The organism is Devosia sp. Z6_126 (assembly GCF_058133495.1).
Genome location: NZ_JBYUNO010000001.1, coordinates 748,411 through 760,883, shown reverse-complemented (window position 1 = coordinate 760,883; position 12,473 = coordinate 748,411). Strand labels below are relative to the sequence as shown.

Annotated in this window: 12 protein-coding genes; 9 read left to right on the top strand and 3 right to left on the bottom strand. The window is 64.1% G+C overall.

Features of this window, described 5'->3' with window-relative positions; translation table 11 throughout:
- Window positions 1-129: 129 nt before the first annotated feature.
- The 4 genes from AC3YOG_RS03730 to AC3YOG_RS03715 all read left to right on the top strand — a co-directional run bounded on the left by AC3YOG_RS03730 (window position 130) and on the right by AC3YOG_RS03715 (window position 5,624).
- Entirely contained in the window at window positions 130-468 is a 339-nt protein-coding gene (locus AC3YOG_RS03730) for a P-II family nitrogen regulator (RefSeq protein WP_127755093.1), read from the top strand.
- Between the two features lie 23 nt (window positions 469-491).
- The gene (locus tag AC3YOG_RS03725; protein WP_172121792.1) at window positions 492-1,835 is read left to right on the top strand and encodes an ammonium transporter; all 1,344 of its coding nucleotides are present in this window, start codon (window positions 492-494) and stop codon (window positions 1,833-1,835) included.
- Between the two features lie 322 nt (window positions 1,836-2,157).
- Window positions 2,158-4,896: an FtsK/SpoIIIE family DNA translocase gene (locus AC3YOG_RS03720; RefSeq protein WP_489934117.1), complete on the top strand. Its 2,739-nt coding sequence runs from the start codon at window positions 2,158-2,160 to the stop codon at window positions 4,894-4,896.
- 101 nt (window positions 4,897-4,997) lie between these two features.
- Window positions 4,998-5,624, top strand: coding sequence for a LolA family protein (locus AC3YOG_RS03715; RefSeq protein ID WP_172121793.1), 627 nt, complete (start codon window positions 4,998-5,000; stop codon window positions 5,622-5,624).
- A 15-nt stretch (window positions 5,625-5,639) separates the two neighbouring features.
- Here the strand turns inward: AC3YOG_RS03715 and AC3YOG_RS03710 are convergent, their stop codons facing one another.
- Window positions 5,640-6,449: an undecaprenyl-diphosphate phosphatase gene (locus AC3YOG_RS03710; protein ID WP_489934116.1), complete on the bottom strand. Its 810-nt coding sequence runs from the start codon at window positions 6,447-6,449 to the stop codon at window positions 5,640-5,642.
- Window positions 6,450-6,594: 145 nt separating this feature from the next.
- On the opposite strand from AC3YOG_RS03710, the gene AC3YOG_RS03705 reads away from it, so the two are divergent.
- The 4 genes from AC3YOG_RS03705 to AC3YOG_RS03690 are packed head-to-tail and all read left to right on the top strand — an operon-like array spanning window position 6,595 to window position 9,996.
- Entirely contained in the window at window positions 6,595-7,272 is a 678-nt protein-coding gene (locus AC3YOG_RS03705; protein ID WP_127755098.1) for a glutathione S-transferase family protein, read from the top strand.
- A 5-nt stretch (window positions 7,273-7,277) separates the two neighbouring features.
- A complete protein-coding gene (gene queG / locus AC3YOG_RS03700; protein WP_489934115.1) occupies window positions 7,278-8,477 on the top strand; it encodes a tRNA epoxyqueuosine(34) reductase QueG in 1,200 nt (399 codons plus the stop codon).
- Complete coding sequence (locus AC3YOG_RS03695; RefSeq protein ID WP_489934114.1) at window positions 8,456-9,346, top strand: NAD-dependent epimerase/dehydratase family protein; 891 nt, start codon at window positions 8,456-8,458, stop codon at window positions 9,344-9,346. Before queG ends, AC3YOG_RS03695 begins: the two co-directional genes overlap by 22 nt.
- Entirely contained in the window at window positions 9,343-9,996 is a 654-nt protein-coding gene (locus AC3YOG_RS03690; RefSeq protein WP_489934113.1) for a GNAT family N-acetyltransferase, read from the top strand. The genes AC3YOG_RS03695 and AC3YOG_RS03690 overlap by 4 nt, the downstream gene beginning before the upstream one ends.
- A 14-nt stretch (window positions 9,997-10,010) precedes the next feature.
- Here the strand turns inward: AC3YOG_RS03690 and AC3YOG_RS03685 are convergent, their stop codons facing one another.
- Window positions 10,011-10,772, bottom strand: a complete 762-nt coding sequence (locus tag AC3YOG_RS03685; protein ID WP_489934112.1) for an alpha/beta hydrolase — start codon at window positions 10,770-10,772, stop codon at window positions 10,011-10,013.
- A gap of 176 nt (window positions 10,773-10,948) precedes the next feature.
- Here AC3YOG_RS03685 and infC point away from each other — a divergent pair, with 176 nt between their 5' ends.
- Entirely contained in the window at window positions 10,949-11,485 is a 537-nt protein-coding gene (gene infC / locus AC3YOG_RS03680; RefSeq protein WP_172124743.1) for a translation initiation factor IF-3, read from the top strand.
- A 61-nt stretch (window positions 11,486-11,546) separates the two neighbouring features.
- Here infC and AC3YOG_RS03675 read toward each other — a convergent pair whose 3' ends face one another.
- Window positions 11,547-12,440, bottom strand: a complete 894-nt coding sequence (locus tag AC3YOG_RS03675; RefSeq protein ID WP_489934111.1) for a ribokinase — start codon at window positions 12,438-12,440, stop codon at window positions 11,547-11,549.
- Between the last annotated feature and the right edge of the window lie 33 nt (window positions 12,441-12,473).

Here is a 12,473-nt window from a genome sequence, read left to right as displayed (position 1 = left end):
TACGGGTGAAATTCACGCACGATCTGGCAAGTGCCTGAAATGTTTGTTGTTTCTGAGCAGCTATCGAGTTGGCACGGCACTTGAGTCTTGCTTGGCATCAAGACCAGCGCAAGATGCAAAGGGGCTCGCATGAAACTGGTGATCGCTATTATCAAGCCATCCCGCCTCGAAGAGGTTCGCCAGGCACTCAATTCACTCGATGTTCACGGCATGACTGTGACCGAAGTGAAGGGCTATGGCCGCCAAAAGGGACATTCGGAAATCTATCGCGGCACCGAATATGCCGTCCATTTCCTGCCCAAGCTCAAGGTCGAGATCGCGGTCGACGACGCGCTTGCCGATGCCGTTTCGGCGGCCATCCGCGACAGCGCCCAGACCGGTCGCATCGGCGACGGCAAGATTTTCGTGCTCGACCTGCTGGCCGTCACCCGTATCCGCACCGGTGAAACCGGCGCCTCTGCCCTTTAAGCGTCCTCGGGAGAAACAAGAAGATGAAGACGTCCAAAATCTTGGGGAGCGCCGCACTTGCCTCCCTGCTGCTGGCCCTGCCGGCCTTCGCCCAGGATGCGGCGGCACCAGCCGTCGAAGTCGTTGAAGAGGCCGCTGCCACGATCGACACCGGTGACACGGCCTGGTTGATCGTTTCGACCCTCCTGGTCATCCTCATGACCATTCCGGGCGTGGCGCTGTTTTATGGCGGCCTCGTGCGCTCCAAGAACATCCTGTCGGTCGTCACCCAGGTGTTCGGCGCGTTTTCCATGATCGCGCTGCTCTGGGTCGCTTATGGTTATTCGCTGGCCTTTTCCGGGCCGAGCGAAGGCGGATTGTCCGCCTTTATCGGCGATTTCTCCAACTTCTTCCTCGCCAATGTGAACCCCGACTCGGTTTCAGGCACCATTCCCGAGCTGATCTTTGTGGTGTTCCAGCTCACCTTTGCCTGCATCACTGCGACCCTCGTCGTGGGCGGCATTGCCGAGCGCATGAAGTTCGGCGCGGTGATGGCCTTCCTCGCGATCTGGTTCACCTTCGCCTATCTGCCGATCGCGCATATGGTGTGGTCGGCCGCGGGCCTCTTTTTCCAGATGGGCGCGCTCGATTTTGCCGGCGGCACTGTCGTGCACATCAATTCGGGCGTTGCCGCACTCGTGGCTGCCATCGTGCTGGGGCCGCGCCTTGGCTATATGAAGGAGCCGATTGCGCCCCATAACCTCGTCTTCACCTATATCGGCGCCTGCCTGCTCTGGGTTGGCTGGTTCGGCTTCAATGCCGGCTCGGCTCTCGGCGCCAACGGCGTTGCCGCCCAGGCCTTCCTCAACACCATCACCGCTCCCGCCGCAGCCGGCATTGCCTGGGCTGTGGGCGAAAAGATCACCCGCGGCCATGCCTCGGCCCTGGGCTTTGTGTCGGGTGCCGTTGCGGGCCTTGTTGCCATCACCCCGGCTGCCGGTTTTGCCGGCACCTTTGGCTCAATCGTTCTGGGTGCGGTGACCGGCTTTGTGTGCCTGTGGGCGGTTGTGACCCTCAAGCCCATGCTGAAATACGACGACAGCCTCGATGTGTTCGGCATTCACGGCGTCGGCGGCATTGTCGGCGCCATCGGCACCGCTGTTGTTGCCGATCCGGCCCTGGGTGGCTTTGGCGCCGAGGGCTATGCCATGGGCGGCCAGCTGGTCACCCAGGTCATGGCGGTGGTTGTCGCCATCCTGTGGTCGGGCGTCGTGGCCTTCGTGGCCATGATGATCGTCAAGGCGATCTTCGGTGGGGCCCGCGTCCCCGAATCGGCCGAGGTCGACGGGCTGGACCTCTCCAGCCACGGCGAGCGCGCCTACAACTAGCATTCCTCCCTTCCGGGCGGCGTCCCTCGCGTCGCCCGGATCCCATTCTTTGCCTGCATTGATCGTGGCGTGCGGCTCGTGTTCCTCTTGGCCCGCCCAGAGGCTTCCCACTCGCAAACCGCATGGGCCGCACTCCTCGATCAATCCTCCCTAGTGCCGCCTTCCCCCCGCTGTTCGCGGCACTCTGCCTGGGCCCGTTGCCTGCAACGGGCCCTTTTTCTTGCCGCAGTGGGGATGGTTAGCCTGCGATTAACCACACGGCTCTAGCATCGGCGGCATGCGGCCTGGATTCTCCCGGGCGCCACCTAAACCATAGTGCCCCATGCCATCACACCCCACGCCAATGCTCGACGAGATTCGCTCGGTGCCACAACGCGGCACCCGGGCCGCAGCCAAGCCAGCGCCTGCTGCCGTGAGCGCCATTGCCATTCGCATCCCGGTGCGCCTTGTGGGATTGCTGGGCCTGGTTTTGGTAGCGGTGTGCCTTGTCGCCATGGCCTCCTGGTCTGTGGATGACCCAAGCTTCACCTATGCCACGACCAAGCCCGCCGCCAATTGGCTGGGTTTTCCCGGTGCGGTGATTGCCGATACGCTGTTTCAGATGCTGGGCCTGGCCGGGCCCGTGCTGCTGGTGCCGCCGGCCCTGTGGTTCTGGGCCATGTCGCGCCGGCGCCTGCCCACCCGCTTTGGCCTTCGCGCCACGAGCTGGATCGGGGCGACCATTCTTGTGGCCGGCGTGCTGGCCTTTGTGCCCATGCCCGCCACCTGGCCGCTGCCGACCGGGCTTGGCGGCATTGTCGGCACCGGCTTTACCGTGCTCGCGACCCTGGTCGGGGGCGCCCAGCCGCAGCCACTGACCGCAGCGCTGTTTGCCGTTATCCTCGCGGCTCCCGCGATTGCCCTTTTTTGGATCGGCATGGGGTTGGGTACCGCCCGTTCAACGGCCCCGGGCAAGCCGGCCAAGGTCGCTGGCCGGGCCGAGCCCGAGCCGCGCGACGCCCGTGACCCTGACGAGGAACGCGAAACCAATCCGCTGGTGGACGTGGCGCTCGGCGCCATGGTGCATTTGGGCTATTCCCTGCGCACCGCCTTCCGCCGCGCCCGCGCCAGCCACGCCGAAAAACGCGCTGCCGACAACGCGCCCTATCGCGATGACGAATTCGAGCCCAGCCTGGATGGTCGTGGCGCGCCCCAGTTGGAGCGCCTCGAGCCCGCTGTTGTGGCCGAGCCGCGCCGCATCCATTCGCGCACCATGCCTGAGCCGAGCTTTGCGCCCGAAGCGCCGGTGTCCGCGCGCATCAATGCCCGCCCGAGCTATGACGAAAGCGAGCTCGATTATCCCGATGATGCCGAAGACGACGACATCCCCTTTGTGCCCGAGCCCGCGGCCCCCGCCGTGGTCAATCACCGCCAGCAGGGCGATTCCCGCTTCCATCCGGTCAATCCCGCGGCACCCCGCGTCGCGGCGCCAGCGCCTGCCCCGGTGCAGGGCACCCGTGTCGCGCGCGAGGCCCAGCCCTCGTTCCTCGACGAGCCCGGCGCGTTTGAGCTGCCGCCGCTGAGCCTTCTGGCCGAACCCAAGCACAAGGGCCCTTCGCCCGAGCATGCCCCCGAGCGGCTCGAGGAAATGGCGCGCCAGCTCGAAGGCGTGCTGGAAGATTTCGGCGTCAAGGGCGACATCATCAATGTCCGCCCCGGCCCCGTCGTCACCTTGTTTGAGCTCGAGCCGGCGCCCGGCATCAAGTCGAGCCGCGTGATCTCGCTGGCCGACGACATTGCCCGCTCTATGTCGGCCATATCAGCCCGCGTTGCCGTGGTGCCCGGCCGCAATGCCATCGGCATCGAGCTGCCCAACCAGATGCGCGAAACCGTTTACTTCCGCGAAATGCTGGCTTCCTCGGACTTCGAGAAGATGAAGGGCAAGCTGCCCATTTGCCTGGGCAAGACCATTGGCGGCGAGCCCGTGATCGCCGATCTCGCGCGCATGCCGCACCTTCTGATCGCCGGCACCACCGGCTCGGGCAAATCGGTGGGTATCAACACCTTCATCCTGTCGCTGCTCTACCAGATGACGCCCGAGCAGTGCCGCATGATCATGATCGATCCCAAGATGCTCGAATTGAGCATCTATGACGGCATTCCCCATCTGCTGACCCCCGTGGTCACCGACCCCAACAAGGCCGTGGTGGCGCTCAAATGGGCGGTGCGCGAGATGGAAGATCGCTATCGCAAGATGAGCAAGATCGGCGTGCGCAATATCGATGGCTTTAACCAGCGCGTCACCGAATCCAAGGCGCGTGGCGAAGTGATCACCCGCACCGTGCAGACCGGGTTTGACCGCGAGACGGGCGAAGCGATCTTTGAGAGCGAAGAGTTCGATCTCGAGCCCTTGCCCTATATCGTCGTCATCGTCGACGAAATGGCTGACCTGATGATGGTGGCGGGCAAGGACATCGAAGGCGCCATCCAGCGCCTGGCGCAAATGGCGCGTGCTGCCGGCATCCACATCATCACCGCCACCCAGCGCCCGTCGGTGGACGTGATCACCGGCACGATCAAGGCCAACTTCCCAACCCGTATCTCGTTCATGGTGACGTCCAAAATCGACTCCCGTACCATTCTGGGCGAGCAGGGCGCCGAGCAACTGCTGGGCAATGGCGACATGCTCTATATGGCCTCGGGTGGCCGCACCAAGCGCCTGCACGGCCCCTTTGTGGCGGACTCCGAGGTCGAGGCAGTGGTCAAGCACCTCAAGGCGCAGGGTGCGCCCGATTATCTCGACTCCATCACCGCCGATGAAGACGAGGATGGTGGCTCGGCCGCTGATTTCGGCGGTGCCGATGACAGCGGCGGCTCGGGCGACGAGCTTTATGACAAGGCCGTCCAGATCGTGCTCACCGACAAGAAGGCCTCGACCTCCTATGTGCAGCGGCGCTTGGCCATCGGCTACAACAAGGCGGCGACCCTGATTGAGCGCATGGAGCGCGAAGGGGTGATCTCGCAGGCCAACCATGCCGGCAAGCGCGAAATCCTCGTCGGCAACAACGCTGACGGCTATTAAGGCTTTGGTCAGGCAGCGGCAGCACGCGGGGAACCTTCCCGCTCCTGCCGCAATTGCTGTCTAGGCTGATCTCGAACACCAAAGCCCCAGGGAACTCCTCCATGTTACGCCGCGACGCTCTGCTGCTTGGCCTTTCGGCCGTTCTCGCCACCACGCTGCCCAGCCTGGCGCTGGACCGGGCCCTTTCGGCCGAAGAGCAGCAGTTGATCGCCGATATCGGCGCCCATAATTCGGCAATCCGCTCCATGGCGGGCCGGTTCCTGCAGATCGACACCAATGGCGGGCGCAGCGAAGGCACGTTCTTCCTTGAGCGCCCCGACAAGGTGCGCTTCCGCTACAATCCCCCCAGCCGCGAAGAGATCGTTTCGGTGGGCCGGGGCTTTTACGTGCTCAACCGCAAGGAAGAGACCTATTACGCCTATCCGCAGGACACGATCCCCTTGCGCCAGTTCCTGGGCGACAAGATCGACCTGCTCAATGCCAATGTGGTCGATGTGACCACCTCGGATGGCTATATGTCGATCACCGTGATCGATGAAACCGTGGCGGGCACGGTGCAGGTTTCGCTGATCTTTGACACCTCGACGCTGGATCTGAGCCAATGGAGCCTGGTCGAGCCCAGCGGGGCGGAGCTGACCTTTTCGCTCTATGACGTGGAAAAGAACGTCGAGATCCCGCGCGCCTATTTCTCCATTCCATCGACCTATTCGGCCGCGCAGCCGAAATAACCTTCGGGCGGGGCTTTAGCGCATGACCATAAGCGCAATGAGCCCCGCGCCACCCACCAGGATGCGCCACCAGGCAAAGGGCGCAAAGCCATAGCGGCTGACGAAAGTCAGCAGGTAGCGCACGACGAGCGCTCCCACCACGAAGGCGGCGGCAAAGCCGATTGCAACATTGAGCGCGATGGAGGCGTCGATCAGGTCGCGGCTCTTGTAAAGGTCGTAGCCAAAGGCGCCCACCATGATGGGGAGGGCGATAAAGAAGGTGAATTCCGCCGCCGCGCGCTTGCTGGCGCCAAACAGCATGCCCCCCACCACGGTCGAGCCCGAGCGCGAAACGCCGGGCACAAGGCTGAGCATCTGGAACAGGCCGACAATTACCGCCAGATGCCAGGGGAACTGGTAGATATCGTCATATTTGGGCTGGAGCGGCAGCCGGTCGACGATGAGGAGAACGATCCCGCCGATCAAGAGGGTCCAGCAGATCAGCTGCGCCGAGTCCCACAAATCCCCCTGGATGAAATCGCGCAGCAAGACGCCGGCGACCACGGCAGGCAAACAGGCGAGGATAACGGTTACAGCAAAGTGCCAGGCATAGGGCTTGCCGGTCAGCGCATCGCGGATCAGCAGGCCCAATTTGGCGAAATAAACCGTGAGGACAGCCAGGATCGCCCCCAGCTGGATCAGCACGATAAAGGTCGCGGGCTGGGTCAAACCGAAGAAGTGGCCGGCCAGGAGCAGGTGCCCGGTGGAGCTAACTGGCAGGAATTCGGTAAGCCCTTCGAGTATTCCAAGGACCAGCGGCACAAAAAGACCTTGATCGGCGTTCATCTGATCCCCTAACTCCACTAGCTAGCCGCGTGGCAGCGCCGGGGGGTCTTAAACTGCTTCGCTCCGAGCGCCAAGGCGGGCGAGCAACCGGCCCGAACACCAGCCTGATCTGAACACCAGCCTGAACTTAACAAGAGCATCCCGCATGCCAAGTCTGCTGCACCATCCCCTTGATCCGTCCTCCCGAATTATTCGCCTGATGTGCGCGGAATACGGCGTGCCGCTCGACATGGAGGAGATCAAGCCGTGGCTGCGCGAACCCACGCTGCTCGAGATCAACCCTGCCGCGACCCTGCCCATCCTGCTCGATGACAGCGACACGCCCATTGTCGGCATTCTGGCGGCAATTCATATGGTCGAGGACCTCTGGTCGCCCAATGTGGTCTCGGGCCTCGTGCCGGCCGATCCGGGACCGCGCGCCGAGATGTGGCGGCTGCTGGAATGGATCCTGACCAAGCTCAACGAGGAAGTGACGCGCTATATTCTCGAGGAAAAGATCGTCAAGCGCGACCAGCGCGGCGCCACCCCCGACCCATCGGTGCTGCGGGTGGCCAAGGCGAACCTGACCGAGCATATGCTCTATTTCAACTGGCTGCTGGCGACGCGCTCCTGGCTGGGTGGCGACAGCATGACCCTGGCCGATTTTGCGCTGGCGGCGCATTTTTCCACCCTCGATTACCTCGGTGACATGGACTGGAACAAGGCGGGTGAAACGCGCGACTGGTATTCGCGCATCAAGTCGCGCCCGGCCTTCCGCACCCTGCTCAATGACCGCGTGGTGGCGATGCCGCCCCATGCCGGCTATGCCGATCTGGATTTTTAGCGACCATGCAACTGCACCTTCCCCAACTGCTGGAGGGTTTGTCGACCCCCGCTGAGGGGAAGGCGAGCGCCGGTGCTGCAACCGCACCCGAAAAGCTCGTGACCGAGCTGCGCGAGCGCGCGAGGGCGCTGGGGTTTTCGAGCTTTGGCATTACCCGCGCCGATGCGCGCCCGGACCTGCCCGCCAAGCTCGAGGCGGCGCTCGAAGCGGGCTGGCATGGCGACATGGACTGGATGGCCGAAACGCCCGAACGGCGCGCGAGCCCCCAGGGTCTGTGGCCCGAAGCGCGCTCGATCATTCTCCTCGGCTTCAATTATGGCCCGGAAAGCGATCCGCTCGAAGCGCTGGGACATCCCTCCCATGGCGCCATTTCGGTTTATGCGCGCAATCGCGATTATCACGAGATCATCAAGGGCAAGCTCAAGGAACTGGCGGGCCTGCTGGCGCGGCGCGCAGGCGCCGATGTCAAGGTGTTCGTCGACACCGCCCCGGTGATGGAAAAGCCGCTGGCGGAAGCCGCGGGCCTGGGCTGGCAGGGCAAGCACAGCGTTTTGGTCAGCCGCGACTGGGGGGGCTGGCAGTTCTTGGGCGCGATCTTTACTTCGGCCGAACTGCCGGCTGACCAGCCGCATCGCTCAAGCTGCGGCACCTGCACGCGCTGCCTTGATGTCTGCCCGACCAATGCCTTTCCCGCCCCTTATCGCCTCGATGCCCGGCGGTGCCTGGCTTACCTCAATATCGAGCACAAGGGGCCCATTCCGCTCGAATTTCGTGTCCCAATGGGCAACCGCATCTATGGCTGCGATGATTGCCTCGCCGTCTGCCCCTGGAACAAATTTGCCAAGCAAAGCCAAGAAGCGCGGCTGCAGGCGCGCGAGGAGCTGGACCGCCCGGCGCTGTCCGGTCTGGTGCAACTCGATGATGCCGGGTTCCGGGCGCTCTTTGCCGGCTCCCCAATCAAGCGCATTGGACATGCCCGCTTCTTGCGCAATGTGCTGATTGCCGTGGGCAATAGTGGGGATGTCGCCCTGCTGCCGCTGGCCGCGGCCCGCCTGGCCGATCCCGAGCCGCTGGTGCGCGGCGCGGCGGTGTGGGCCACGCGGCGGCTGGCGGTTGATGATGACGGCGCCGCTTATCGCGCGCAGTATGCGCCTGATGAAACCGACGCGCAGGTGCGCGAGGAATGGACGGCAGTGCTGCAATGAAATTCTTCTTTTTCGGCCTCGGCTTTTCGTCCCTGGCCGCCGTCGAGCAGGTGCGGGCCCTCGATCCGGCGGCCAGCATTGCCGGCACGGTGCGGTCACTTGAAAAGGCGGCGTTGCTGCGCGACAACGGCATTGCCGCCCACCTATTTTCGGGGGATGCGCCGAGCGAAGCGTTGAGCGCGGATTTGCAGGCTGCCACCCATGTCGTGTTGTCCATCGCCCCTGATGCCGCGGGCGATCCGGCGCTCAGCCAGCACCGGGCCGATCTCGATGCCGCGCCCGATTTGCAATGGCTGTGCTATTATTCCACCGTGGGCGTTTACGGCGATTTCGGCGGCGCCTGGATCGATGAAACCGTGCCGCTGGTGCCGCGCAACGAGCGCTCGGACCGGCGGGTGGCGGCGGAAGCCGCCTGGCGTGATTATGCCGGGGAGCGCGGGGTGGGGCTGGCGATTTTGCGGCTGGCCGGTATCTATGGGCCGGGGCGCTCGACCTTCGACAAGCTGCGCGACGGCACGGCGCGGCGGCTGGTCAAGCCCGAGCAGGTGTTCAACCGCATTCATGTTGAGGATATTGGCCGGATCACCGCGCTCGCGGCGCAGCAGCGGCTGGCGGGGACCTTTAATCTGAGCGATGACGAGCCGGCGCCGCCGCAGGACCTCGTGACCCATGCCGCTGACCTCCTTGGGGTCACGCCGCCCCCCGAGATTGCCTATGCCGATGCGGAGCTGACGCCGATGCAGCACTCGTTTTATGCCGACAACAAGCGCGTTGCCAACCGCGCCATCAAGGAGGCGCTCGGGATCGAGCTGCTTTACCCGACCTATCGCGAAGGGCTGGCCGGTATCTTGGCGGGTGAAGGCAAGTGAGCGTGGCGCCAGCCAAATCGGCGCCCGAACGGCAGGTGCTCGAAGGGCGCCTGGTGCGGCTCGAGCCGCTGGAAGCCAGGCATGCGCCCGATCTCCTCGCGGCATCGCAAGGGCCGGATATGGACGAGCGCTATCGCTGGCTGGGGGAATATCCCCCCCAAAGCGTCGGGGAGCTCGAAAGCTGGATCGCTGCGGTCAATGCCGGAGCCGATCGCTTTGTTGCCGTGGTTGACCAGCGCACAGGTCGCGCCCTTGGGCGGCAGGCCTGGATGCGCATCTTTCCCGAACATGCCTCGATCGAAATCGGTGGCGTTTATTGGGGGCCGAACATGGCGCGCACGCCCCTGGCGACCGAGGCGCTGTATCTGTTTGCCCGCCACGCCTTTGACGATCTGGGTTACCGGCGCTTTGAGTGGAAGTGCAATAATCGCAACGAGCCGTCCAAGGCCGCGGCGAGGCGCTTCGGCTTTGCCTATGAGGGGCTGTTCCGGCAGGACCGGATCGTCAAGGGCGAAAGCCGCGATACGGCGTGGTTTTCCATCATCGACAGCGAATGGCCCGATCTGCGCGCCGAGTTCGAGCGCTGGCTGAGCCCGGACAATTTTGCCCCCGATGGCACGCAAAAGAGCCGGCTGAACGCGCGCCGCTAGGCGGTCTTGGCGTTCTAGGCCAGCGCCAGCACCGCCGCGCGCAGCCGCTCCAGATCCTCGGGTCGGCTGAGGCGATGGTCGCCATCGGGGATCAGCGTCAGGGTGACGGGGTCATGCAGCAGGTGGGTGACGAGCTTGATGGCATGGGCCTGGGGCACGTCGGTATCCTGCCCGCCCTGGAGGATATGCACCGGGCAGCCGGTTTCGATCACCGCGCCAAACAGGAGGTGCTGTTCCCCGTCCTCGAGGAGGCCGCGGGTCAGGCGATAGGGCTCGGGTGAATAATCAGAGGGCTGCTCGACATAGCCTTGGTTGCTCAGGGCGTCGTGCTCGGCCGGGGTGAACTGCGCCAGCATCAGGTCCTGCGTCATGTCCACGGCTGGGGCGATCAATACCAGACCGGCGACCCGATGATCGCCTTGCGCGAGCATGGCGCGTACCAACAGGAGGGCGAGCCAGCCGCCCATGGAGGAGCCGACGATGATCTGCGGCCCGGTCGTGGTGGCAAACACCGACTGGGCTTCCTCGAGCCAGCGGCTGATCGTGCCCTCATTGAAATCGCCCCCCGAAGCGCCATGGCCGGAATAATCGAAGCGGGTGACGGCAAGACCCTGTTCGGCGCCCAGGGCATCAAGCGCCAGCGCCTTGCTGCCATTCATGTCCGAGCGAAAACCGCCGAGCCAGAAAATGCCGGGCTTTGCACCCTCCCGCCGCGCCACGGCAATGGGCCGGGCAGCGTCGCCTGTGCCAACGGAAAGCAAGGATGGCTCAACCATGAAATGCACCAATCATTATCCAGTTGGGAACGCAAAGCGGCTCAAGAGCGCTTTAGTGTGGCCCCGAACGCCCAGCAGGCAAGAAATCCCTGCTTGTGCAGTTGACTTCCGGTGCCGCTACCACGATTTTACGCCTGTTTTCACCACTTTGTTTAACTACACAAGGAACGCCCGCCATTCGCCGTCCCATGAGACCCGTTACGCCCCAGAAAGATGGGCCGCTCTCCAATGAGGATATCACCAGCCCTGATGTTCAGTTGATCGATGCCGAAGGTGAGAACCGCGGCATTGTCCGAACGCGCGAGGCGCTGACTGAAGCCCAGGAAGCAGGCCTTGATCTGGTGCTGATCTCGCCTAACGCCCAGCCGCCGGTTGCCAAGATGCTCGATCTCGGCCGCTTCAAATATGCTGCCCAGAAAAAGGCGGCCGAAGCGCGCAAGAAGCAGAAGGTGATCGAGGTCAAGGAAGTCCAGCTGCGTCCCAATATCGATACGCACGACTACGAGACCAAGATGAAGGCCGTTCAGCGCTTCCTCGACGAGGGTGACCGGGTCAAGGTGACAATGCGTTTCCGTGGCCGCGAAATGGCGCACCAGGAAATCGGCATGCAACTGCTCATCAAGGTCAAGGACCAGATGGAAGCCCTGGCCAAGGTCGAGTCGCAGCCGCGCTCGGAAGGCCGCCAGATGGTGATGGTGCTGGCGCCCAAGTAAGCGCTGGCGCTTCAAAGGTATGCAAAGGCAGGCCAGTGGCCTGCCTTTTTGCTTTTGGGCCCTACTGCCCGTAGGGCTCAAGCTCGGCGGCGCGGGGGATGGCGGGCTGGGCTCCGGGTTTGAGGCAAGCCAGGCTCGCCGCCGCCGTTGCGCGCCGCACTGCGGCCTCAAGCGACAGCCCAGCATCGAGCCCGGCAGCGAGATAGCCGCAGAACGTATCGCCCGCGCCAACCGTGTCGACAGGGGTGATCGGCAGGGCTGGCACGCTGATGACGCCTTCCGGGGTCGCGGCCCGCGCGCCATCGCCGCCGAGGGTCACGATCACGGTCTGGTTGTGCTGGATGGCCCAATCCTGCATTGCCACCATGATGTCGGCATGGCTTTCACCGCAGAGCAGCGCAAACTCGCTTTCATTGGCGACGAGGATGTTCGCCTGCGTCGCGATCGCGGCGGTGGTGGGCAGGAAAGGGGCGGTGTTGAGGATCGAGATCGCCCCGCGCTCGCGGGCGAGCTCCAGCGCGCGTTGCGTGGCGTCCTGCGGGATCTCCTGCTGCAGCAGCAGCACCGAACCCGCCTGGAGCCCCGAAACGGCGGCATCGGCATCAGCCGGGCTCAAAGTGCCATTGGCGCCCGGCAGCACCGCAATGACGTTTTCGCCCTGGGCGTCCACCAGGATCATGGCAATGCCGGTGGGCTCGGCGGCAATCTTGACCTCGTTGAGATCAACCCCATCGGCCTTGAGCAGCTCGAGCGCTGCCTGGGCGAAGACGTCGTTGCCTACGGCCGATACATGGCGCACTTCCGCCCCGGCGCGGCGGGCAGCCAGAGCCTGATTGGCCCCCTTGCCCCCGGGGGAAACCGAAAACGTGCCGCCGGCCACCGTTTCACCTGGGCTGGGCAAGCGGGTGACAGTGCCGATCTGGTCGAGATTGGTGGAGCCAAAAATGGTGATCATGTGGGGCAGGCCGCCTTAAGTATGGTGTTCCAG

Bases quoted from the DNA above. Each gene is read 5' to 3' on its own strand.
- AC3YOG_RS03730 (WP_127755093.1), top strand. From the start codon at position 130: ATGAAACTGGTGATCGCTATTATCAAGCCATCCCGCCTCGAAGAGGTT.
- AC3YOG_RS03725 (WP_172121792.1), top strand. From the start codon at position 492: ATGAAGACGTCCAAAATCTTGGGGAGCGCCGCACTTGCCTCCCTGCTG.
- AC3YOG_RS03720 (WP_489934117.1), top strand. From the start codon at position 2,158: ATGCCATCACACCCCACGCCAATGCTCGACGAGATTCGCTCGGTGCCA.
- AC3YOG_RS03715 (WP_172121793.1), top strand. From the start codon at position 4,998: ATGTTACGCCGCGACGCTCTGCTGCTTGGCCTTTCGGCCGTTCTCGCC.
- AC3YOG_RS03710 (WP_489934116.1), bottom strand. From the start codon at position 6,449: ATGAACGCCGATCAAGGTCTTTTTGTGCCGCTGGTCCTTGGAATACTC.
- AC3YOG_RS03705 (WP_127755098.1), top strand. From the start codon at position 6,595: ATGCCAAGTCTGCTGCACCATCCCCTTGATCCGTCCTCCCGAATTATT.
- queG (WP_489934115.1), top strand. From the start codon at position 7,278: ATGCAACTGCACCTTCCCCAACTGCTGGAGGGTTTGTCGACCCCCGCT.
- AC3YOG_RS03695 (WP_489934114.1), top strand. From the start codon at position 8,456: ATGGACGGCAGTGCTGCAATGAAATTCTTCTTTTTCGGCCTCGGCTTT.
- AC3YOG_RS03685 (WP_489934112.1), bottom strand. From the start codon at position 10,772: ATGGTTGAGCCATCCTTGCTTTCCGTTGGCACAGGCGACGCTGCCCGG.
- AC3YOG_RS03675 (WP_489934111.1), bottom strand. From the start codon at position 12,440: ATGATCACCATTTTTGGCTCCACCAATCTCGACCAGATCGGCACTGTC.